Raw genomic sequence first — 23,453 nt, forward strand, 5'->3', positions numbered from 1 at the left:
AACATAAACCGGTTGTCAACCGGTTTATGGAAGGTTTTAAAGTCTGTTCACATTTTGTTCAACAGCGGGCCTAGGGGAGCGGGATTCACTCCAGCCCGGCCCGCAGTTTGTTGAGAAGGCGGAGAAGCTCGGTGTTTTCCTCCTCGGTGAGGAGGCTGGAAATGCACTGATCGGTCTGGCGGAGGCTGAGCATGATCTGCTGATGGGCCTGGGCGCCCTCCTCGGTCAGCACCAGGCGCTTGAGCCGGGCGTCCTGGGGGACGCTCATCCGGCGGATATACCCCTTTTTCTCCATCAGCTGGAGGATGTTGGTGACGGTGGAGCGGGTAATGGAAAAAGCCCGCTCCACATCCCGCTGGAAGACCTCCCGGTCCCGGGACTCATACAGATAGGCCAGAATCCAGCCGTGCATGGCGGTGACGTCCTCCACGCCGTTGAGGCGGCTGTAATAGTTGACGCGGCGGGAAATCAGGTTGTTGACCCGGCGGATCTGGGCCGGGACCACCTGGGGCAGGTCTTTGGGGGTTTTTTTAAACATTTCTTCCACGGGGATGGTGAGTTCGGATCGCTGCATACACATACCGGTTCTCCTTTGAACAAAACGGACAGGGACAAAATGGTTTTGCCCTTGGACTGTCCGAGTAAAAACAATTTGATACAAAACCATTATGAAAAAACAAAGCGGATTTGTCAAGACGAAATGGTGACAAATCCGCGGAGAATGATAAAAAAATGTAGCCCCATCAGCCCAGCATGGCGGCGGCCTCCGGGGGGATGGTGTAGGAGGGGTCCAGCATTTCCAGCAGCCGCTCGGGGCGGTTGGTGACGATGGCGGCCGGGTCCATGTCCAGAATGCTTTTCAGGTCGTAGATGGCGTCCACCGGCCAGGGGGCGGCTTCAATCCCCATGGCCTGAATCTGCTGGACCAGGTCCCGGTCCCGGAAACAGGTGTTGTACTGGCAGCTGAGGACCTCGGGCTTGAAGTCCAGGCTGGATACATAGGAGACCAGGTTGTGCTGGGACAGCAGGCTCTGGAGCAGTTCAAAGAGGTTTTGTCCCGGGTAGTCCGAGGTGATGGCCCAGATGCGGTCCATGGTCCAGCGGGCCGGGTTGACGTTTTCGTCGTCCAGAAGGCCCTGCTGGGACAGCTCCAGCAGGGTACGGGTGGCCTCCTCCTCGTCAGGCAGGCCGTTTTCGCCCCCCAGACCCCAACCGAAATCCAGGCCCAGGGCCTGGAGCAGGGCGGGAGGCGGCGCAAAGTAGGAGTCCACCGAGTTCAGGGTGAGGACGCCCACCCGCTGGTTGGGGGACAGCCGCTTGACCCGGCTGAGTATCCCGTGGTTGAAGGATGTGACCACAATCTTGTCGGCCAGGCCGGAGCTCTCCACTTCTTCCAGAATCAGCTCGGCAAAGGCGTCCTGGTCGGTGGTGGAGTTGGCCCCCAGGGGGGACTTGAACTCCACCTGGATGGTCTCCACCGAGCTGCAGGCCTCCACAGCCTCCGCAAAGGTGGGGATCTTCTCGCCGGCCCACTGTTCCCCCTTCCAGCTGCCGAAGTCCAGTTCCTTCAGCTCGGCCAGGGTGCAGTTGGGAATCGCCTTGTGGGCCGAACAGTGCAGGTCGGTGATATATTCGTGATGGACCACCAGCTGGCGGTCCGCTGTGAGCAGGGTGTCAAATTCGATGCCGTCCGCCCCCAGGCTGGCGGCAAGACGAAAGGCAGCCAATGTGTTTTCGGGTGCCAGATAGGATGCGCCGCGGTGCGCAATGACTTTGGGTCTCATGGATAGCCCCCTTTCCGTATCGGTGTATCAGTATACCGGTCCGGCCCCGGGTTGGCAAGGCTTTTCACAAAAAGTTTTCGGTGTGGAGTCCTGTTTTAACCCTCCGCCCCCAACAGAAAGGCCCTCCGGCTGGAACCGGAGGGCCCTTCTGTTTCATATGGCTAGGAGGTTGGAACATCTCTCATCGGAGAATGAGAGAAGGAGCATGAGCTGGTAAAATTACTTTTTCTCTGCGCGGCGGGCTTCCAGAATCTTGACGTTGTTGTCTACGGTCTTCTTGTCCAGCGGGTAGACGAACAGCAGGACCAGAGCGATGGCAACAAAGCCGATGACGGGAGCGATGCAGGCGATGGTATAGATGCCGCTCTGGACAGCAGGCTCGAACTGGGTCTCGGCGGTGTAGCCGATGATGCCCAGCAGGGCGCCCACCAGACCAGCGGAAGCGGCCTGGCCCAGCTTGCGGGCGAAGGAGTAGACGGAGTAGATGGTGCCGTCCTCACGGATGCCCTTGCGGACTTCGCAGTCGTCGATGACGTCGGTGATCATGGCCCAGACAACGGTGTTGAACAGGCCCATGCCGATGTAGGCCAGGGTGTAGAAGCCCAGGTAGACCCAGGCGTTCTCAGGATGCACCAGGTAGCAGATCAGGAACAGGCCGGCGCCAACCAGAGAACCGACCACGGAGATCTCCTTCTTGCCGAACTTGGCCGAGAGCTTCGGAGCCAGAGGAGCGGCAATCAGCAGGGTGCCGAAGGAAGAGCACATGGCCACAGCGGACTGGGCGGCGGTGTTGCGGAAGTAGTAGGGGAAGATGTAGGGGTTCATGCCGGACATGGTCAGCATGGTGAGCAGCAGGCAGATGGCAGCCAGGATGATGCCGATCAGGGAACGGCTGGTAAAGACGGTCTGGAACAGCTTGACAAAGCTGAACTTCTCGGTCTTGGGAGGAATGACAACACGCTCGGTGGTCAGGTTGAAGCACAGCATGTAGCAGACGATGGCGCAGATGCTGAAGGCGCCTGCCATCACCAGCATACGGCTGCCGCTCAGGACGGGGTTGCCGTTGACGGTCTCATAGGCCAGCAGCGGGGTGGCGGTGCCGATGACTAGGCTGGCCAGGGTGGCGCCGATGCTGCGGTAGGTGGACAGCTGGGTGCGGTCGTCCGCGTTGGGGGAGATGGCGGAAGCCATCGAGCCGTAGGGGATGTTGATGGAGGTGTAGAACACCGAGCCCCACAGCAGGTAGGTGACGAACATCCACACGACCTTGAAGGCCATGGGCATGCCGGCGAACTCGGACTGGTAGATCAGGAAGGAAGCAATGGCCACCGGGCCGCACATCCGCTTGATCCAGGGACGGAAACGGCCGTCCTTGGTCGGCTTGGAATAGTCGATGATCTGGCCCATGGTGACGTCGGTGAAGGCGTCAACAAAGCGGGCTACCATCATCAGCAGACCGACGATGACGGAGGGAACGCCCATGATGTCTGTGTAGAACACCATCATGAAGCTGGAGGAAAGCATGAAGGTGAAATCGTTGCCGAAGTCACCGAACATGTAGCCGATTTTGTCCCTCATGCCGAAGGGGCGCACGGCTGTGGTTCCGGTGTTTGCCATAGATGATTACTCCTTTTTTGGCTGGGGGCCGTCCGCGGGGTACCGCCTGCCCCGGACTGGCCCAAGTGGGTTTGCGTACATCACTTTGCACAGTCTGAACTGGACAAAGTTGCGGAATATTGGTTACCGTGCTTGTAGTATATCACAACATCGGAGTGAAAATTAGAAATATTTTGCGTTGTATCCCTACATTTTAATGGTGTTGAAACAACAATACGCCAAAAAAGTGGCGGATTTTTTGTGCAGAACTTCTAAACAAGCCGCAAAATAGGGTCTTATTTGGGGATTTCTGGCAGAAAACCACCTTTTGAAAATAGTAAAAAATCCAGGCCGGACAAAAGCTGCCTGCGGCCTGGATGGGATGATATATTCTGGATTCAGGAGAAAGGGATCAGAGGTTCATTTCGGCGGGGGTGGGGTAGCTGTCGATGGCGCCGTAGCGCTGGACGCTCAGGCCGCAGAACCGGTTGGAGAAGGCCAGATACTCCTCCAGCTGGCTGGCGGTGAGTCCGGCCAGGGTGTCGCGGGTGACGCCGTCCCGGGCCAGCTGCCACAGGAACGAGCCGATGAAGCCGTCTCCGGCGCCGGTGGTGTCCACGGCCTGGACCTTCTGGCCCTGGGCAAAGGCATGGGCGGTGCGGGTGTAGGCGTGAGCGCCGCCTCCGCCGCAGGTGTAGAGGATCAGCTGGACGTCGCCGGTGAACAGCTGGGGCAGGGCGGCGTCCATGTCCTCGGTGCCGGTCAGGAAGGCCAGCTCCTCGTCCGAAATCTTGAGGACCGAGGCCTTGGGCATAAAGTCCAGAACGGTCTTTTTGAGGGCGTCATGGTCGGGCCAGAGGGGGAACCGGAGGTTGGGGTCAAAGCTGATGAGGGCTCCGGCCCGGGCGGCGGCCTCAATGGCGGCAATGTGGGCCTGCTTCATGGGGCTTTCCACCAGGGACACGCTGCAGAAGTGGAGGGCGAAAGCGTCGTCAAACCAGGCCGGGTCAATCTGCTGGGCGCTGTAGAGCAGGTCGGCGGAGGGATTGCGGTAGAAGCTGAAGGTCCGGTTGCCGTCGGCGCCCAGGGTGACAAAGGCCAGAGCGGTGTTGGCCTTGTCGGTAAAGGATACCCGGCTGACGTCGATGCCGTGGCCGGCCAGTTCGTCTGCAATCTTGTGGCCGAAGGGATCGTCTCCCAGCTGGGTCAGCAGGGCCGAGTGGCCCCCCAGCGCGGTGAAGGCGCCGCAGACGTTGGCGGGCGCGCCGCCCACCCGGGGGCTGAAAGCGGGCACTTCGGCAAAGGAACAGCCGCTCTTGGTGGGGATCATGTCAATGAGGGCTTCGCCGATGGAAAAGAGAGTGTGACCGGACATTGGTGGTTCCTCCTTCATGGTATGGGTTGAAATCAACGCCGCACAGCACCCAACGGCGGGCAGGGAAAACCTGTCCGCCGTTGAATGGCGCGGATATTTACCTTCTTATTTATATGGGGTCCAGCGCCCTGCGCTGCCCAAATGTGGAAAACCCGTTCAGGAAAGGGCCAGAGGCCAGAGGGTGGCGTCGGTGCCGTTCAGGCGGACCGGAACCGGGCCGGGGGCCGGATAGTAGCGGGTGCTCAGCACCGCGGCGCCGCCGTTCAGGAAGATTTCCAGGCTGGAGGCGTCGGCCAGCACCTGCAGGGCCCGGCAGGGTTCTTCCAGAGTCAGGTGGCGCTCCTCCCGGCCGCTGCCCAGGGCGGCGTCGGTGAACCGCAGGGAGACGGTCCGACTGGCCTCATCGTAGGAGAGGACCAGGCCCTCGGCCACCGTCAGGCAGAAGCTGCCCAGCGGGGCGGCGGCCAGCTCAAAGCAGGGGCCGACGGTCTGGGTCTGGTTGGCGGCCAGAGCCACCGCCTCCCCGCGAAGGGCTTTCAGCTCGGCGGCGGGGGTCTGGAGCAGGGAGTCGTCGGCGGCCCGGGTCAGCTCCCGGGGCACCGTCAGGCAGTGCTGCCAGCCCTGCCGGGCGGTGGGGTTGGTGTAGGATGCGTCGGGCATTCCCATCCAGCCGAACTGGAGCCGCCGCACCCCGTCGGTGAAGCTCTGGGGAGCGTAATAGTCAAAGCCGTGGTCCAGCAGGTGGAATTCGCCCAGGGTGTATTCGCCCCGGAAGTCCCCGTACAGGGGGAAGTAGCCGCAGCCGTACTGGTTCTGGCACTCCATCCCCTGGGGAGAGGTCATCAGATACCACTGGCCGTCCAGCTCGAACAGGTCGGGGCATTCCCACATGTATCCGGTGGGCTGGGGGGTGGTCAGGGTGTTGCAGTGGTGCCAGTGGAGCTTGTCGCTGCTCTCAAACACCAGGACTTCTCCCTGGCCGTCGGCGGTGCGGGCGCCCATTACCAGATAGTACCGGCCGTCCTGGGCCCAGACCTTGGGGTCCCGGACGTGGCAGGAAAGCCCGTCGGGATAGTCCCGGTTGTGGAGCAGGCAGGTCTTGGTGTCGATGGTGATGCCGTCCCGGCTGGTGGCCAGACAGAGGTTGTTCTCCCGGCCGGTGTTGATGTGGTCCCCCTCCGGCAATTTGATGTTGCCGGTGTAGAACAGCCAGAGCTGGCCGTCCTCGTAGAGGGCCGAGCCCGAGTAGGCGCCGTGGCAGTCAAAGGGCTCGTCGGGGTAGAGGATCACCGGCTGCTGCTCCCAGTGGAGCAGGTCGGTGCTGGTCACATGGGCCCACATCTTGACCCCGCCGTCGGGGTTGAAGGGGCTGTACTGGTAGAAAACGTGGTAGGTGTCCCCGATTTTGCACAGGCCGTTGGGGTCGTTGAGCCAGCCCACCGGCGGCTGGATGTGAAACTGCTGGCGGTGCGGGTCAGCAGCCACCCGGGGAGCCTCCAGGCTCTCCATCAGGGGGACCAGACGTTTCAGGTCGCGCTGCAGTGCATTCATGCGGCAGTGTCCTCCGGCTTCCAGATCACCCAGGTGACCACAAAGGCCACCACGAAGGAGATGGCGATGGTGATGATGTACTGAATGGGCTGATGCAGGCACAGCAGAACGCCGAAGATGCCGGTGACGCCGGTGCCGGTGGCGCCCAGACCCACAATGCTGGCGTACAGCGCGCCGCAGGCGCCGCCGGCCAGACCGCCGATGAAGGGCTTGAAGAAGCGGAGGTTGACGCCGAAGATGGCGGGTTCGGTGATGCCCATGCAGGCCGACAGGGCGGAGGGCAGAGCCATGGACTTGACCTTGGCGTTCTTGCTCTTGAGGGCAACCGCCAGAGCTGCGCCGCCCTGGCCCATGTTGGCTGCGCTGGCCAGGGGCAGCCAGTAGGTGAAGCCGTACTGCGCCAGCTGGCCCAGGTCGATGATGGTGTACATATGGTGGATGCCGGCCACCACGGTGATGGCGTAGAGGCCGCCCATCACAAAGGAGCCGATGCCGAAGGGCAGGGTGATCAGGGCCTGAACGCCGCCGATGATGCCGTTCTCAATGGTGGTGAAGATGGGGCCGATGACGGCCAGGGTCAGGTAGCCGGTGACGAAAACCGATACCAGCGGGGTGACAAACAGGTCGATCATGGCGGGGACCACCTTGTGGAGCCGCTTTTCAATCTGGCACATGACCCAGACGGCGATGATGACCGGGATGACGTGGCCCTGATAGCCCACCAGAGGCACCGAATAAAGGCCGCCGAACACCGGCTGCATTACCTCGACGCCCGACGAGACGGTCCAGGCGTTCTGGAGGTTGGGGTGAATCATAATCATGCCGATGACGGCGCCCAGGAACTGGTTGCCGCCAAAGACCTTGGCCGCCGCAAAGGCGATCAGGATGGGCAGGAAGGTGTAGGCCGTGTTGGAAAACAGGTCTGCAAACACATAGATGGAGCCGGAGGTGTCAATGTCCAGAAAGCCGTTGTTGACCATGAACTTAAGGGCTTCCATAATGCCCATCAGGAAGCCGGAGGCCACAATGGCGGGGATGATGGGGACAAAGATGTCGCCCAGGGTCTTGATCAGGCGCTGGGGCAGGGGAGCCTTGGCGGCTGCGGCCTGCTTGACGTCCTCCTTGGTGCCGCCCTGGACGCCCGACAGGGCGATGAAGGCGTCATACACCTTGTTGACGGTGCCGGTGCCGAAGATGATCTGGAGCTGGCCCTGGGCCTCAAAGACGCCCTTGGCCCCCTCGGCATCTTCCAGAGCCTTTTTGTCCACCTTGCTGTTGTCCGCAATCACCAGGCGGAGCCGGGTGGCGCAGTGGGCCGCCGATACAATGTTGCCGGAACCGCCGACGGCATCCAGGACCTGCTGCGCTGCCTTGTTGTAATCCATAAACGCTTCTCCTTTCTCATAAAAACCGTGTGCGCGGATCGCTCCGCCTCTGCAGAAAGGAAGGCGGGAACGATTTCACTTTGTGCCTCTAGTATAGACGGTTTTGCGCAAAATTTCCATTCGCAAATGAGACAAAGTAGGGGATATTGCGTTATCGATTTCAGAACGTTTCAGGACGAAAACCCGTCATTCTGCCCAGATGTTCTCCTCCGGGGATGCATCGCCGGTGGAGGCGCGGGGACGCAGGACATAGTCCAGCACCCGGTTCTCGGGTTTGGCATGGGGGTCGGCCAGATGCTGCAGCAGCATTTCGGCGGCCATCTGCCCGGCGGTCCGGTAGTGGAGCTGGACGCTGGTGATGGGGACATAGGCCACCCGGCCCGCCTCGCTGTTGCCCACGGCGGCCACCATCAGGTCCTCGGGGACCCGGATGTTGTGGCTGCGGCAATATTGCAGAGCGCCGATGGCGATGGAATCCGTTGCGCAGAACAGGCAGTCCAGAGAGGGGTCCCGTTCCAGCAGGGTGCTGGCCTGCTCGTAGCCCGACTCCATGTTGAAGGCGGCGATGCTGGTGCGGCCGGGCCGCAGGGGGACGCCGGCCTCCCGCAGGGCGTCCTCAAAGCCCCGGCGGCGGTCCAGGCCGGCGGCCTTGTCCAGCATGGTCACCCCCAGGAATCCCGGGGCCCGGCGGCCTTTGGCCAGCATATGGGCGGTGGCGGCGTAAGCCGCTCCCCGGTCGTCGTGGGACACCGAGCAGAAGCCGGGATATTCCTGGCCCAGAATGATGACCGGCAGCTTGAGGCTGGCCAGCACCGTCCGGTGTTCGGGGGTGAAGATGGTGGCGATCAGAATGACGCCGTCCACCGTGTTCTGCTGCAGAAGGTTGAGGGCGGCCACCTCCCGGGCGCTGTCGTTGGCGGTGTTGACCAGGAGCAGCTGGTAGCCGTTCTGGTCCAGCACGTCCGAAATGCCCTCCACCATCCGGGCGCAGCTCTCGCTGGACAGTTTGGGCAGGATCACCAGGACCTGCCGGGTGCGGCGGGTCCGCAGCATCTGGGCCTGGAGGCTGGGATGGTAGCCGGTGGCCTCCACCGCGGCGGCAATGCGGGCGCGTTTTTCCTCGCTGAGGTAACCGCCGTTGAAATAGCGGCTGACGGCCGCTTTGGATACGCCGGCGTAGGCGGCGAATTCAGTGATATTCATGAGGATTCCTCCGTTTGGATGGGTGACTGAAAACGATTTCTATTTGATAAAAGTATAACGCAGGACAGAATATTTTGCAAGGAGCGGGCGGCAAAATTCGAACGCCCGGCCCACCGGGCGGGAAAAGGGATTTTTCCCGGTTGATTGCCTTTCCCGCCGGGGAATGATACAATAGAAACAAACCTTTACCCCCTTATAAGGAGAACCAACATGAAGGATCAAGAAAAGAACCCCACCCCGGGGGCCGTGTACCCCGGCTATACCCTGGTGAAACGGGAGGAAAGCCCTATCTTCCACGGGACGGCCACCACCCTGACCCACGACGTCAGCGGCGCCACCGTCCTCCTGATTGAGAACCAGGACGAGAACAAAGCTTTCGGCATCGGCTTCGGGACCTTCCCCTGCGACGACACCGGCGTATTCCATATTCTGGAACACTCGGTGCTGTCGGGGTCGGAGAAGTACCCGGTATCTTCGCCGTTTATGCAGCTGGTCAAGAGCAGCATGGCTTCCTTCCTCAACGCCATGACCTTCCCGGACAAGACGGTGTATCCCTTCGCCACCCCCAACGAGGCGGATTTCCGCAACCTGATGGACGTCTATCTCAATGCGGTGTTCTGCCCGCTGGCCATGAAGGAGCGTTCGGTCTTTGACCAGGAGGCCTGGCACCGGGAGGAGGACGGCCATTTCAGCGGCGTGGTCTACAACGAGATGCAGGGCGCCCTGGCCACCCCCGAGGCCCAGCTGGACGCCGCCCTCAACGCCGCCCTGTTCCCCGACAACGGCTATGGCTTTGTGTCAGGCGGCGACCCGGCCTCCATCCCTGGCCTGAGCTATGAGCAGTATGTGAAGATTTACCGCCGCCACTACCGGCCCGACAACTGCTGCATCACCCTGTACGGCCGGATGGACATGGCCGAAAAGCTGGCCTTCCTGGACGAGAACTATCTGAGCCGGATGCCCAAGGGGGCACCGCGGCCCCGCACCCCTCTTCAGTATCCCCAGGCCGGAACCAAAAAAGTGGTGACCTACACCACCGAGACCCCCGAGACGGTGCCGGTCCAGTGTGCGCTGGGCTGGTACACCGGACGGTTCGACGAGGCGGAAAAGCAGACGGCGGTGAACCTGCTGCTGGATGCCCTGCTGAGCACCAACCAGTCCCCCCTGAAAAAATACCTGCTGGAACAGAACCTGGGCGCCGACATTGACGTGGGCTTCGACAGTTCGGTCCAGCAGCCGGTGCTGGAGCTGCTGCTCAAGGGCACCGACAAGGAGCGTGCTGCCCGCTTTGGGGCGGCGGTCAAGGAGGGCGTAGCCAAAATCTGCGCCGAGGGCATCCCGGATGAGATGCTGACCGCCTCCATCAACTCTCTGGAATTCCAGGTCACCGAGCGGCCCGGCAGCCTGCCGGACGGCGTGCTGGCGGCCATCGAGGCGGTGACCGGCTGGCTCCATACCGATGACCCCATGTCCGACCTGCGGCCGGAGGAGATTTTCGCCTTCCTGCGGGGCAAGCTGGGGACCGACTGGTATACCCGGCTGCTGGGCGAGCTGTTTGCGCCCGACCCGGTGGAGGTGATTCTGGTCCCTGAAAAGCCCCGGGATGAGGATGCCCCCTCGGTCCGGCAGGAGGGCAAGCTCCAGCTGGACCATCCCCTGACAGTGGCCGACCTGAGCGAGCCGCCCCACTTCGCCGCCGCCCAGGTGGAGGATGTGGCCGGCCTGACCCTGGTGACCCGGCCCACCACCGGCAGCCTGTACCTGAACTTCTACTACGACATGGGCGCCCTGACCCCCGAGGAGATGAGCGACGCAGCCCTGCTGCCCTTCCTGCTGGAAGAGCTGGACAGCAGCCGCCATACCGCCATCGAGCTGACCACCCTGCGGAACACCTGGCTGGGTGAGAGTGTGGTGTCCACCGACCACTGGGCCGGCCGCCAGGAGGGCCAGCCCTGCATCGCCAAGTTTGAGGCCCGGACCAGCCTGCTGGAACGGAACCTGGACAAGGCGGTGGAGCTGATGAGCGAGCTGCTCTACGAGACCCGTCTGGACGGCCCCCAGGCCGCGGCGGCCTTTGAGCAGGTGCTGGAACAGTTCAAGCTGAACTTTGAGCAGGACTTCATCCAGAGCGGCCACAATTACGCCATCCTTCGGGCGGGCCGCTGCTTCTCGGTGAATGCCGCTCTGGGAGAGCGGAACGGCGGCGTCAGCCTGTACCGCCATATCTGCGCCCTGTTGGAAGCCAAAGACTGGGCGGGCCTGTCGGCCCGTCTGGAGGCTGTGCGGGACAAGATTCTGAATCGCTGCGCCCTGACGGTGGCCTGTCACGGCAGCGAGGCCGCCTGCCGGCGGCTGCGGGAGCTGCTGCCCGGCAGCGCCTTTGCGGCGGAGGGCCGCGCCCCGGCCCAGCCCTACAGCGAACCCCTGCCCGCGCCCCGGAACGAGGCTTTTGTCATCCAGGGCGGGGTGAACTACGACGTCCTGGCCTGGCCGGGAACCGGCAGCGCCGCCCGGAAAGTTCTGGCCCGCTTCATGAGCTATGAGTATCTGTGGCAGGCCATTCGGGAAAAGGGCGGCGCCTACGGCACCGGCATGCTGAGCCGGGCCGACATGGAGCTGATTTACACCTACCGCGACCCCCACGCCGGCGGCAGCTACAAGCGTTTCGCCGAGGGTCCGGCCCTGCTGGCGGAAAAGGAATACACCCCCGCCGCCCTGAACGAGTGCATTGTGGGCACTGTGGCCCAGGTGGACCCGCCCCGCAAGCCGCGGCAGCAGGCTCTGGAGGCAGACCGGCGGTATTTCTGCGGTGTGACCGATGCCATGGCCGCCGCCGACCGGGCCGCCATCTGCGGCGTCACCAGCGAATGGCTGCAGCAGGAGTTTGGATGCCTGGCCGAAAAGATGGCTCAGGGCGTCCGCTGCGCCTTCGGCAGCAAAGAGGCCATCGACCGGGCCGCCGGGCTGTTTGATACCATTGAAAACTTAGGGTAAACCAAAAGCAAAAAACAACAGAGCGGCATGACCGAAAGGGCCATGCCGCTCTGTTTGTTGGGGCGGAATCTTGCTTCAGCGGATGATGCGGTGGCGGCACATGCTGGTTTTGCCGCAGGAGGGACAGGTGAGACGGCGCCGGGTCAAGGTGTGATAGCCTTTGACATAGGCGCCCAGGGTGGGGACAAAGGTCGCCCCACAGGCGGGACACTCATAGTAGCCGGCCTGGGCGTCCAGCACAGCGGCCGCCCCCACGCCGGCCACGGCGGTGGCCAGGGCCAGCAGAATCAAAAGAATCCGCACGGCGATGGGCAGTTCCAGATAGGACGCGATGATGACCAGGGAGCACACTGCGATGACGGTGATGGTGCCGCAGATGACGGACAGAACCATCCGCTTTTTGTTTTCCTGATTTTCCTTGATGAGATCCATCATATTTTCCTCCGCTTTGGTCTGATAGTCGGATGCAGAGACCTTTTCGCCGGTGAGAAGGTCGTTGACGGTGATCTCCAGCGCCCGGCACAGGGGCAGCATCAGGGAGACATCCGGCAGACCTTTGCCGGTCTCCCATTTGCTGACCGTCTTGTCGCTGATGGCCAGAGCGTCGGCCAGCTGGCGCTGGGTGAGGTTTTTGGCTTTGCGGGTGTCGGCAATGAAATGCCCGATCTTGATCTGGTCCATGGGGTGGGGCCTCCTTTCGCTATCAGTGTAGCAGACGGGCGGGCCGATGTACACACACGGAGCGTAGAGTTGGGGCAATCTGCGGGGCGGAGGGGCAAAAAGGCGGGCCCCCGCCTTGGCGCTGCGCCAAAGCGGGGGCCTGCTTGCCTGTATGGCTTGGAGAATGTGAAGAAGATCGGGAAAATCAGAAGGAGAGCTGGTACTGTTCGGCGGTGACCAGGGCCTTGCCGTCGGCGGCGAAGGCGATGCCGTCCGCCTCGGGCGGGGTGTAGATGCAGGCCGTCATGGTCTGCTCGCCGCCGTTGATAAAGACCTCGACGCTGTTGCGGTCCAGCAGGATGCGCAGGCTGAGCGTTTCGCTCTCGCCGCGCACCGTGCAGCTGCGGATGTGGACAATATCCTGATGGAACCCTGCCTGGCTCCGGTCAAGGGTGAGCCGCCGTGTGCGCGGCTCATAGGTGAGGGTGGTGCAGTGGCCGGCGTCTGCGGCCAGCTTGACGGTGAAGGTGCGGCAGCCCGCCTCGGGGGTGACGGTCAAGGTCAGATCGGCCACCCGGCCGCCGATGCCCTCCAGGGCGGTCTCCCCCTCGATGCGGACGTTTTCGTGCAGGACGCGCGCGCCGCGCACGGCGTCCAGCTCCCGGACGGGGGTCTGGATGATGCGGCCGTCCCGGATGTGCAGCTCCCGCGGGCAGATGGTCTGCCCGAACCATTTGGCCCCGTGGGGCTTGTCGCTGATGCCGGCCCAGGCCTGCATCCAGGCCGTCATGATGCGGCGGCCGTCGGGGGCCAGCAGGGTCTGGGTGGCGTAGAAGTCGATGCCCTCGTCCATCAGCTGGACGCTTTCACGGGTGAAGCGGCAGGTCTCGGGGTCGTAGCTGCCGATCAGGGCGATGACGCAGTGGCCGTTGTGGTACTCGTCCCGGGCGCGCATCTCCATCGGGCCGGCCATCAGCACCTGCTTGCCGTCCAGCTCGAAGAAGTCGGGGCATTCCCACATGACGCCGTACTCGCCGCGGCTGGCGTCCAGAATGGTGACATATTCCCAGTGGAAGCCGTCGGCGCTGCGGAACAGTAGGGCCGCGCCGCCCTCCGCCCTGCCCTGCCCGACGATGACGGCGGAGTAGCTGCCGTCCGGCTCCTGCCAGATCTTGGGGTCCCGGAAGTCAAACCGGCTGAAGCCCTCCGGCAGGTCTTTGGCGTCCAGGACCGGGTTCTGGGCGGGCTTTTCGTAGTTGAGGCCGTCGCCCACCGCCACACACTGGGTCTGGATGTCCCGGACTTCCCCGTCGGGCTGCTGTTCCCGGCGGACGCCGGTGTACAGCAGAAGCATCCGCCCGTCCGGCAGCTGGGCCGCCGACCCGGAGAAGCATCCGTCCTGGTCAAAGGGAGCGTCGGGAGCCAGGGCTGCGGGCAGGTACTCCCAGCGGAGCAGGTCCCGGCTGACGGCGTGGCCCCAGTGCATGGGACCCCACACCGTCTTATAGGGGTAATACTGATAAAACAGGTGGTACTGACCCTGATAGAAGCAAAAGCCATTGGGATCGTTCATCCAGCCTGTCCAGGGGGTCAGGTGATAGACGGGTCGCTGTCCGGCGGGAATCTCCGGGCCGTGCTGCGCTTCATAGGCGCGGGCTTTCTGTAAAATCGGGCTGTTCATGGTGTCTCCTGTGGAAGGGCACCCCGGGCGGCCCGCCCGGGATGCTCCGTATTCGGTATAGTGGGGAAAGAAGATCAGGCGTAGTAGGCGTCCAGATACTTCTGCATGATGTTCAGGTAGTCGGGCAGACGGTAGGCGTCCAGCTTCTCCAGGTACTCATTCCACTCGGCGTCGGTCAGACCGTTCATGATCCAGTTGGCCTTGCAGGTGTTCATGTAAGTACTCAGATCCGCCTCGAGGTTGGAGATCTCGGTGGTATCCTCGATGCTCATGAATGCGTTGGGGTAGACGTACTGACGGGTCATGTACGGGGTGTAGATCTGCTCGATCCAGTCCAGACGATACTGGGCATCGTCGGGGCAGGTGACGTACACGTCGTAGTAGTCGTCCAGCACAGCCAGAGGACCGCCGACACACTCGGCCTCACGGACCTCAACGGGGGAAGCATCGCCCAGAGGTGCGTGCTTCAGCATGGGCTCGCCCTCGGCGTTGGTGGACATCTCAAAGATATCGAACTCGTCGCCCTCGTCGTAGGTGCCCCAGTTGTTCTGGGCCGACTGGATGGGGATGTACATCTGGTCCAGCCATGCGCAGACCAGAGCGGGGTTGGATGCTTTGGCGGTAACCACGCAGCGGCCGCGGTTGAAGCCGCTGGTGAAGGAGCCGTTCTGCGGGGTGATGATGGTGGTGTCGGCAGCCAGCGGGGGCAGGGGCTCCCAGTCGGTCAGGTTGTCAATGTTGGCAACGTCCCAGCTGAAGCAGACGCCGTACCGGCCAGCCTTGCCCTTGGAAACGTAGGTGGACCACTCCTGGGTGAAGCACTCGGGGTCGATCAGGTTCTCGGTGTACAGCTTGTGCAGCCACTCCAGGCCGTCCCGGTAGCCCTGCTGGGTGGCGGCGCAGATGACCTTCAGGTCATCGGTGACAGCGATGTGGCGGCCCTTGTCCATGTCGCCGTAGCCCTCGCCGAAGCCGTTGATCAGGATGCCGGGGTCCTGATCGCCATCGTTGATGATGCAGGACATGGGGATGATGCTGCCGTCGATGCCGAACTCGCTCTGGAGGGAAGCGGCGTTGTCACGGAAGGCGATCAGAACCTGCTCGAACTCATCCACGGTGGTGGGCATGGACAGACCCAGGAAGTTCAGCCACTTGGTGTTGATAAAGCTCATGCCGCCGACGGTCTGGATAGCAGTCTTGTTGGCGCCCAGCTGCTCGATCCAGGGCAGGGCCCAGATGTGGCCCTCGGTATCGGTGCACATGGTGCGGTACTCGGGGTACTTCTCAAAGACGGCCTGCAGGTTGGGCATGCAGGTGTCGATGTACTCCTCCAGGGGGATCACGACGCCCTGGTCAGCGTAGCGCAGCAGGTTGCTGTCCGAGAAGTCGGCGCTGAAGATGAAGTCGGTCAGGGTGTTGGGGTTGGCCATGGTCAGGGTGATCTTGTCGCCCCACTGGTCGGACTGGATGGCGGTCCAGTCGATGTGGACGTTGGTGGCCTCCTCCAGGCGCTTGAAGATGGTGCGGTTGTTGGGCTCCGACTCGCTGCCGGCGGGATAGCTGGTGGTGCCGGTGAAGGTCACCGTCTCAGACAGAGGGAATTCCACCGGGCCGGTCACCTCGATGGAGGCGGCAGCGGAGTTGTTGGCGGCAGTATTGCCGCCGCCGCAGGCAGTCAGGGCAGCAGCAGAGCCGGCCACGGCGCAGGCTTTCAGGAAATTGCGGCGGGAAATCAGCTTTTTCATAATCGTTCTCCTTATCTTGATTTTTCTTGCTGTGTGCAGGTGAGGAATCAGCCCTTGATGGAACCAGCCATGATGCCGGCGTCGAAGTACTTCTGGAAGAAGGGGTACATGACGATCAGGGGCAGGGACGAGATGATGATGGTGGCGTACTTGAGCAGCTCGGCCAGCTGGGCACGCTCGGCGGTGCTCTGGATGTCGGCGATCATGCCGGACTCGGGCTGGCTCTGAATCAGGATGGAGCGCAGCACCAGCTGCAGGGGCTGCTTGGCGGTGTCGTTCAGGTAGATCATGGCGTCAAAGTAGCTGTTCCACATGGCGACGAACTGCCACAGGGTCAGGACGGCCACCACCGGCATACAGACCGGCAGCAGAATCTTGAAGAAGTAGAGCATCTCGCTGGCGCCGTCCACGTCGGCAGCCTCCCGCAGGTCGTTGGGGATGCCCTGGTAGTAGGTCCGTGCAATAATCATGTTCCAGACGCTGAAGGCGCCGGGCAGGATGACCGCCCACATGGAGTCCAGCAGGCCCAGGTTGTTGATGAGCAGGTAGGTGGGGATCAGGCCGCCGCCGAAGAACATGGTGATGACGAACAGGGTGTTGAAGATGGCCTTGCCCTTGAAGTCGGGCAGGGACATGGGGTAGGCCGCCAGCATAGTGACTGCCACCGAAATAAAGGTGAACAGCACCGAGTAGATGACGGCGTTCTTGAAGCCGGTCCAGATCTGGGCGTCGGTGGCCACGCGCTCATAGGCGGTGAGGGTCCACTTGCTGAAGTCGAAGGTGATGCCCTTGTTCTGGAGTGTCACAGGATCCATGAAGGATGCGAAGATAATATACACCACCGGCACCACAATTGCAATCACAAATAATGCAAGCAGCACGTAGCCGAAGTACAGGATGGCCTTGTCCTGTTTGGTGTAAATGGCCATTTTGTTCTTTTTCTTCTTGGTCTTGACTGCCATAGCGGTGCCTCCTTAGAGTCCCTTGCCGTCGTTGAGTTTCTCAACAATCTTGTTGACGGCAATCAGCAGAATCACGTTGATGATGGTGTTGAACAGGCCCACAGCTGTGGAGAAGCTGTAGTCGCCGTCCAGCAGGCCCTTCTTGTACACGTAAGTAGCGATGATTTCAGAGGAGGTCAGGTTCAGGTCTGTCTGGAGGGCGTAGGCCTTCTCAAAGCCGATGCTCATGATGTTGCCGGCCTGGAGGATGAACTGGATGACCACCATGTCCTTGATGGCGGGCCACTCAACGGTGGCGATCTGCTGCAGCAGGTTGGCGCCGTCGATCATGGCGGCTTCCTTCAGGTCCTTGCTGGCGGTGGACAGGGAGGCCGTATACATGATGGAGGCCCAGCCTGCGCCCTGCCAGATGCCGCTGATGATGTAGATGGGGCGGAAGGCCTCGGGCAGGGTCATGAAGTTGATGCTGGTGTGGAACAGGCCGTTCACGGGGCCGGTGACCGACAGCAGCACACGCACAATACCGCAGAGGACGATCACCGAGATGAAGTTGGGCATGTAGAGGACCAGCTGCACCTTCTGCTTGATCTTCTTGCTCTCAATGCGGTTGAGCAGGAAGGCCAGGATGATGGGGACCGGGAAGCCCCACAGCAGGCCGTAGACGCTCAGCTTGAGGGTGTTGACCAGATAGCGCTGGAAGTCGGGCGACGACATGAACCGGACAAAGTTGTCGAAGCCCACCCACTCGCTGCCCAGAATGCCCTTGAAGGGGTTATAGTTCTGGAACGCGATCAGGACGCCGCCCATGGGCGCGTACTTGAAAATCAAGGTCAGCGCAACGGCCGGCAGAAGAAACAGCAGGTACAGCTGCCAGTGACGCCGTACATAGACACAGGTGTTGTGCCAGCGCTGCCGGGATGAGACCGCAACCGTCCCGGACGGAGACGCTTTTGCTTTCATGGATTCAAATCCTCCCTTTCAATGTGATCTTGGTGACGTTTGAAGTTACGTTTGCACATCTGCTTGTGCGTGAACTGAGCTGGAAGTGTGCAAATGTAAATTCCTGACAGCATCTTTATACCATACCTGTAGTCAAAAGTCAATGATATTTTCCATGAATCCGAAAGAATTTTTGTGGATTTATCTGGTTGCACAAAATGCGAAGTGTGCATTTGTGCAAATTTCCGTTTTACATTTTTACATTTGACTAATCCGTGCATTTGCACTATACTAGCAATCAGAACCAAACTTTTATTATAAAGAAGGAGGGGGACACCATGGCCAACAAAGTGACGATTCAGGACATTGCCAACGAGCTGCAGCTGTCGCGCAATACGGTATCCAAAGCCATCAACAATACCGGCGCGCTGGCGGACGCCACAAGGGAAAAGATCCTGCGCAAGGCCGCCGAAATGGGGTACAAGCAGTTCGCCTATCTGCCCCTGTTTCAGGAAGACAACCGCGAGCCGGCCAAGCCCGACGGCAAGCGGGAAATCGCGATGCTGACCACCTGCTTTTTGAGCAATTCCCATTTTTCATCCATGATGCAGGACCGGTTCCAGTCGGAAATTCAGCATCTGCACTACTGCATGACCATCCACCGGATTTCGCCGGCCGATCTGAAGGCCTGCAGCCTGCCGGCCTCGGTTGACCTGGAGCGGACGGCCGGAATCATCTGCTTTGAGGTCTTTGACTACGACTATGCACAGATGCTGTGCGGGCAGGGGATTCCGCTGCTGTTTGTGGATACGCCGGTGATGGACCTGCACCCCCCGCTCAAGGCCGACCGGCTGTACATGGACAACCGGGTGGAGGTGCAGAACGTGGTCCGGCTGATGGCCCAGCGGGGCAAAAAGCGGATCGTCTACGCGGGCCCCATCTGGCACTGCCAGTCCTTCTATGAGCGGTACATGGCCTACAAGAGCGCCATGGAGTGGCTGGGCCTGGCGGACAGCCTGCGCTGGTGCATGGTGGACAGCGCAGAAGGGGAATACGCCGAGTACATCCGGGCCAGGCTGGAAACCTTTGACCAGCTGCCCGAGGCCATCGTCTGTGCCAACGACTTTGTGGCCATGGACGTGCTGCGGGCCCTCAAAACCCTGGGCTATTCCGCCCCGGAAAACGTCTGGATCTGCGGTTTTGACGACAGCCAGGAGGCCTCCTTCATGACCCCCAAGCTGACCTCCATCCACATCCACGGGCAGATCATGGGCTTTACCGCCGCCGACCTGCTGATGACCCGGATCAAGGAGCCCTCCCTGAACTACCGGACGGTGTATACCGAGACCAATCTGGTGCTGCGGGAGTCCACCGGAGACTGTGAGGCGAGCGTATGAGAGACCTGCTGAACCCCGACCGCCCGCTGCTGTCCTTCATCACCAAGATGACCTACAGCGCCTATCTGAACATTCTCTGGCTGCTGTGCAGCCTGCCCGTTGTCACCATCGGGGCATCCACCACCGCCCTGTTCTATGTCACCCTCAAGATGGCAGAGGACCGGGACGAGGGTCTGACGGGAATGTTCTTCCGGGCGTTCCGCCAGAACTTTGTCCCCGCCACCAAGGTGTGGCTGATTCTGCTGGCGGCGGGCGGATTTTTTGCGGTGGACGGCTACGTCCTCAGCCGGATCTGGAGCGACAGCATCCTCTGGACCCTCATCGCCGCGCTGCTGATTGTGGCGGCCATCGTCTACGCCATCGTCCTGCTGTACGCATTCCCGCTGCTGGCGCGGTTTGAAAACACCACCTTCGGCATTCTGAAAACCTCCTTGCTGGTGGGGCTGCGGTATCTGGTCTGCACCCTGCTGATGGCGGCCATCTACGCCGCCATGTTCTGGGTGGTGGTCTGGGTGTTTACCCCCGCGTTTTTGCTGGGGTTCGGGTGCTGCGCCATGCTGTGCTCGTTTTTCCTGGTAAAGGTGATCCACGCCTGCGGCGGGGCGCCGGAACCGGTGGAAGAGGAAGAAAATGCAGAACACTAAATGGAAAGAGGACTGGCAGACCATCCAATCCCTCCACGGCCGCAAGCGGCTGGACCACATCTGGACCTATTACAAAATCCCTATCATCCTGGTGCTGATTGTGGTGTACATGGCGGCCTACATCGGCTACCGGCAGGCCACCCGAAAAGAGGACGTGCTGTATCTGGCCCTGGTGAACGTGTCGGCGGGGCAGGACCTGACCGAGGATTTAACCACCGGCTTCCTGGAACAGCAGGGGTTGAGCAGCGAAAAACAGCAGGTCTACTTCTACAATGGCCTGCTGCTGAGTGAGGACGCCGATCCCCAGTATGCCTACGCCTCCCGCATGAAAATCATGGGGGCCCTGGCGGCGGACCAGCTGGATGTGGTCCTGATGGACCAGGAGGCCCGGGACGCCTTTGTGCAGGAGGAGTATCTGGCCGACCTGCGGACCCTGGACCCGTCTCTGGCCCAGGAAGAAGGGCTGGATGAATCGGGCCTGTGGATGGATGTTTCTTCGTCGCCTTTGCTGGAGGCGGCAGGCTTTTCGGACCGGGTGTATCTGGGTGTGATTCGGGAATCCCCCAACCCCGACCGGGCCGCCGCCTTTATCCACTATCTGATGTCATAAAACCGAGAAGGAGATGCTGCAAATGGACATTGTAACGATTGGTGAGGTCTTGATCGACCTGACCCAGACCGGACGGAACGAACAGGGAATCCCCCAGTTTGCGGCCAACCCCGGCGGCGCGCCCGCCAATCTGGCGGTGGCGGCGGCCCGGCTGGGCGCAAAAACCGCATTCATCGGCAAGGTGGGCGCGGATGCCTTTGGCCGCTACCTGACCGAGGTGCTGGAGGAGAACAAGGTGGACGTGTCGGGTGTGGCGGTGGACCGCGCGCACCCCACCACCATGGCGGTGGTCTCGGTGGATGCGTCGGGCGAGCGGGATTTCAGCTTTTACCGCAGCGCCAACGCCGACGTCATGCTGACGGCGGAGGATATCCCCGACCAGGCCCTGCAGGACGCCACCATGGTGCACTTCGGCTCGGTGAGCCTGACGGCAGACCCCTCCCGGTCTGCCACCCTGGACGCGGTGCGCCGCGCCAAAGCCATGGGCGCCGTCATTACATACGATCCCAACTACCGCGCCAACCTCTGGCCCGACCCGGAGACCGCTGTGGCCCAGATGAAGACGCCTCTGGAGATGGTGGACATCCTCAAGGTGTCGGATGAGGAGCTGCCGCTCCTGACGGGGACCACTGACTGCGCCGAGGGCACCGCCCAGCTGGCCCGGCAGGGCATCCGGCTGATCTTTGTCACCCTGGGCCCCGACGGCGTCTTTTACCGGATGGGAGATACCACCGGCCATGTGGCCGGCGTCCCCTGCAAGGTGGGGGACACCAACGGCGCCGGAGATACCTTCTTTGGAGCGGCGCTGTCCAAGCTGTGCAAAGAGGATCTGAACGCCCTCTCTGTGGAGAAGCTGGAACAGATTCTGGCTTTCGCCAACCGGGCCGCCAGCATCACCACCAGCCGCCGCGGAGCCATCCCCGCCATGCCCACCCTGGCCGAGGTGGAGGGATAACGGCCGACCCAACCCAAAAAGAAAACAGAACAACAAAAACCGGACTTCACGAGGCTGTGAAGTCCGGTTTTTTGCGTAGCCGGCGGGGGCCGGCCCGCGGGACGGGAGAAGAAAGGAACGTTGCGCTTTATTCCTTGACAGCTCCGGCAGCGACGCCGGCCAGAATATAGCGCTGGAAGAAGATGTAAATCAGGATGGTGGGCAGCATGATGATGACGATGCCCGCCGCCAGGGACTGCCAGGAGCCCTGCTGGGCGTTGGCGTAGTCCATCAGGAAGGTGGTGAGAGTCCGCAGTTTGTTCTTGGGCATGTACAGGTAGGGGATGTACATGTCGTTGATGATGACGATGGCCTTGATGATGACCACGGTGGCGGTGGCTGGGGCCAGCAGGGGGAAGATGATCCGGGCGAACAGCTGGAAGTAGCTGCAGCCGTCCAGCAGGGCGCTTTCGTCCAGAGCCGGGGGAATGGTGGAGATGAACTGGCGGTAAATGTACAGCTGCATCAGGTCGGAGGCAATGTAGATCAGGATGGGGGCGCCTAGGGTGTTGTACAGGCCCAGACCGTTGATGATCTTGAAGCGGGCAATCTCGGTGACGAAGGTGGGCACCAGCATGCCGGCAAAGAACAGGCCCACAATCACCTTTTTGCCACGGAAGGTAAAGCGCTCGATGATAAAGGCGGTGATGGTGCCCAGCAGCACGTTGAAGATCAGGCTGACCGCCAGGATGATGAGGGTGTTTTTGAATCCGATCCAGAGATACTTGTTGCTCAGAACGGTCTGGAAGTTCTCCAGGGTGATCCGGTCAAAGGGGGGCAGCATCAGGGGAGAGGTGTTGACCATGTCGCCCTTGGTTTTCAGGGCGGCAAAGACGGTCAGCAGGATGGGGGTGATGACGATGAGGGTCATGCTCAGGCAGACCAGCTGCTTGAGGAACTGCGCCAGAATGGCGCGGGGAGAACGCTGGTTCAGCATCTTCACTTGTCCTCCTTTAAGATCACGCCGTGGATGATTTTATTCTGGATGACGTAAATCACGATGATCAGCACCATGATGGCCACCGCCATGGTGGAGGCCAGACCGAAGTTGGAGAAGGTGAAGGCGGTCTTGATGGTGTAGAGGGTGAAGGTGCTGGAGGCGTAGCCGGGGCCGCCGGAGGTCATGACAAAGGGGATATCAAAGACCTGCAGGGCGCCGCGGATGTTGTCGAAGAGGACAAAGTCTACCATCAGCATGATGGAAGGGATCTGGATGTAGCGGAACATCTGCCATGTGTTGGCGCCGTCGATGATGGCGGCCTCCTGGATGTCCTTGGACACCGACTGCAGCGCCGCCAGGAACAGCACCACATGATAGCCGGAGTAGCGCCACAGGGAGACAAAGGCCAGCACAAAGTTGACGATCTTGGGGTCGGACAGCCAGTTCTGGCTCAGCATCCCCAGGCGCAGGGCCTCCAGGATGGAGTCGAAAGCGCCGTTGATGGGGGAGAAGAAGTAGGAGAACGCATAGGAGATGGCCACGCCGTTGATGATGTAGGGCATAAAGACCATGGTCTTGTAGAACTTGGCACCCCGAAGCTTGGAGTTCAGCAGGACGGCAAAGGCCAGCTCCACCGGAATCATCAGCAGGTGGGCGAAGAAATAGACGGCGTTGTTGCCCAGGCTTTGCCACAGGTCGGGGTTGTGGAGCATCGAGATGTAGTTGTCCAGCCCGATGAATTCACTGGTGGTGGACAGGCCGTCCCAGTTGGTAAAGCTCATGCGGAACAGGTCCACCGCCGGGAACACCACAAACCCCACCAGGAGCAGGACCGGGATGACCAGCGAAACCAAAATAAAGACGCGCCGCTGTTTTGAACTGCTCCAGTAAAAGTAGACAGTGAAAAAAGAAGGCCTCCTGTGGTAGAATAAAACTACTACAGGAGGTCTTTGCTATGCCCAGAAAATACAGCCACATTCAGGAACACGAGAA

General features: G+C 61.3%; 19 protein-coding genes. 5 read left to right on the forward strand and 14 right to left on the reverse strand.

Going from position 1 to position 23,453, the window contains the following annotated elements:
- Positions 1–85 precede the first annotated feature (85 nt).
- From B5G28_RS04390 to B5G28_RS04420, 7 genes are all read right to left on the reverse strand, one after another.
- Positions 86–574: a MarR family transcriptional regulator gene (locus B5G28_RS04390; RefSeq protein WP_087246507.1), complete on the reverse strand. Its 489-nt coding sequence runs from the start codon at positions 572–574 to the stop codon at positions 86–88.
- A 169-nt stretch (positions 575–743) separates the two neighbouring features.
- Positions 744–1,784 (reverse strand): glycerophosphodiester phosphodiesterase family protein, encoded by a 1,041-nt coding sequence (locus tag B5G28_RS04395; protein WP_087246508.1) that lies wholly within the window; start codon positions 1,782–1,784, stop codon positions 744–746.
- A 219-nt stretch (positions 1,785–2,003) separates the two neighbouring features.
- Positions 2,004–3,401, reverse strand: coding sequence for a glycoside-pentoside-hexuronide (GPH):cation symporter (locus B5G28_RS04400; RefSeq protein WP_087246509.1), 1,398 nt, complete (start codon positions 3,399–3,401; stop codon positions 2,004–2,006).
- A 391-nt stretch (positions 3,402–3,792) separates the two neighbouring features.
- Complete coding sequence (locus B5G28_RS04405) at positions 3,793–4,755, reverse strand: carbohydrate kinase (RefSeq protein WP_087246510.1); 963 nt, start codon at positions 4,753–4,755, stop codon at positions 3,793–3,795.
- A gap of 156 nt (positions 4,756–4,911) precedes the next feature.
- Positions 4,912–6,306 (reverse strand): glycoside hydrolase family 32 protein, encoded by a 1,395-nt coding sequence (locus tag B5G28_RS04410; protein WP_087246511.1) that lies wholly within the window; start codon positions 6,304–6,306, stop codon positions 4,912–4,914.
- Complete coding sequence (locus tag B5G28_RS04415; protein WP_087246512.1) at positions 6,303–7,691, reverse strand: PTS transporter subunit EIIC; 1,389 nt, start codon at positions 7,689–7,691, stop codon at positions 6,303–6,305. Before B5G28_RS04415 ends, B5G28_RS04410 begins: the two co-directional genes overlap by 4 nt.
- A gap of 186 nt (positions 7,692–7,877) precedes the next feature.
- Entirely contained in the window at positions 7,878–8,894 is a 1,017-nt protein-coding gene (locus B5G28_RS04420) for a LacI family DNA-binding transcriptional regulator (RefSeq protein WP_087246513.1), read from the reverse strand.
- A gap of 210 nt (positions 8,895–9,104) precedes the next feature.
- Here B5G28_RS04420 and B5G28_RS04425 point away from each other — a divergent pair, with 210 nt between their 5' ends.
- The gene (locus B5G28_RS04425) at positions 9,105–11,888 is read left to right on the forward strand and encodes an insulinase family protein (protein WP_087246514.1); all 2,784 of its coding nucleotides are present in this window, start codon (positions 9,105–9,107) and stop codon (positions 11,886–11,888) included.
- Positions 11,889–11,963: 75 nt separating this feature from the next.
- Here the strand turns inward: B5G28_RS04425 and B5G28_RS04430 are convergent, their stop codons facing one another.
- The 5 genes from B5G28_RS04430 to B5G28_RS04450 all read right to left on the reverse strand — a co-directional run bounded on the left by B5G28_RS04430 (position 11,964) and on the right by B5G28_RS04450 (position 17,896).
- Positions 11,964–12,569, reverse strand: a complete 606-nt coding sequence (locus tag B5G28_RS04430) for a helix-turn-helix transcriptional regulator (protein WP_087246515.1) — start codon at positions 12,567–12,569, stop codon at positions 11,964–11,966.
- A 184-nt stretch (positions 12,570–12,753) separates the two neighbouring features.
- On the reverse strand, positions 12,754–14,229 hold the full coding sequence (locus B5G28_RS04435; protein ID WP_087246516.1) for a glycoside hydrolase family 32 protein: 1,476 nt from the start codon (positions 14,227–14,229) through the stop codon (positions 12,754–12,756).
- Between the two features lie 74 nt (positions 14,230–14,303).
- Entirely contained in the window at positions 14,304–15,974 is a 1,671-nt protein-coding gene (locus tag B5G28_RS04440) for an extracellular solute-binding protein (protein ID WP_087246517.1), read from the reverse strand.
- 47 nt (positions 15,975–16,021) lie between these two features.
- Entirely contained in the window at positions 16,022–16,936 is a 915-nt protein-coding gene (locus tag B5G28_RS04445; RefSeq protein ID WP_087246518.1) for a carbohydrate ABC transporter permease, read from the reverse strand.
- 12 nt (positions 16,937–16,948) lie between these two features.
- Positions 16,949–17,896, reverse strand: a complete 948-nt coding sequence (locus tag B5G28_RS04450; protein WP_087246519.1) for an ABC transporter permease subunit — start codon at positions 17,894–17,896, stop codon at positions 16,949–16,951.
- A gap of 317 nt (positions 17,897–18,213) precedes the next feature.
- Between B5G28_RS04450 and B5G28_RS04455 the strand changes: the two genes are divergently transcribed.
- The 4 genes from B5G28_RS04455 to B5G28_RS04470 are packed head-to-tail and all read left to right on the forward strand — an operon-like array spanning position 18,214 to position 21,481.
- Positions 18,214–19,272: a LacI family DNA-binding transcriptional regulator gene (locus tag B5G28_RS04455; RefSeq protein WP_087246520.1), complete on the forward strand. Its 1,059-nt coding sequence runs from the start codon at positions 18,214–18,216 to the stop codon at positions 19,270–19,272.
- Entirely contained in the window at positions 19,269–19,916 is a 648-nt protein-coding gene (locus tag B5G28_RS04460; protein ID WP_087246521.1) for a DUF624 domain-containing protein, read from the forward strand. Before B5G28_RS04455 ends, B5G28_RS04460 begins: the two co-directional genes overlap by 4 nt.
- Positions 19,903–20,526: a hypothetical protein gene (locus tag B5G28_RS04465; protein ID WP_087246522.1), complete on the forward strand. Its 624-nt coding sequence runs from the start codon at positions 19,903–19,905 to the stop codon at positions 20,524–20,526. The genes B5G28_RS04460 and B5G28_RS04465 overlap by 14 nt, the downstream gene beginning before the upstream one ends.
- A 22-nt stretch (positions 20,527–20,548) precedes the next feature.
- The gene (locus B5G28_RS04470) at positions 20,549–21,481 is read left to right on the forward strand and encodes a carbohydrate kinase (protein WP_087246523.1); all 933 of its coding nucleotides are present in this window, start codon (positions 20,549–20,551) and stop codon (positions 21,479–21,481) included.
- A gap of 127 nt (positions 21,482–21,608) precedes the next feature.
- Here the strand turns inward: B5G28_RS04470 and B5G28_RS04475 are convergent, their stop codons facing one another.
- Positions 21,609–22,457, reverse strand: a complete 849-nt coding sequence (locus B5G28_RS04475; RefSeq protein WP_087246524.1) for a carbohydrate ABC transporter permease — start codon at positions 22,455–22,457, stop codon at positions 21,609–21,611.
- Between the two features lie 2 nt (positions 22,458–22,459).
- Positions 22,460–23,314 (reverse strand): sugar ABC transporter permease, encoded by an 855-nt coding sequence (locus tag B5G28_RS04480; RefSeq protein WP_242967458.1) that lies wholly within the window; start codon positions 23,312–23,314, stop codon positions 22,460–22,462.
- Positions 23,315–23,453 lie beyond the last annotated feature (139 nt).

This window comes from Faecalibacterium sp. An77 (assembly GCF_002161315.1).
GTDB lineage: Bacteria > Bacillota > Clostridia > Oscillospirales > Ruminococcaceae > Faecalibacterium.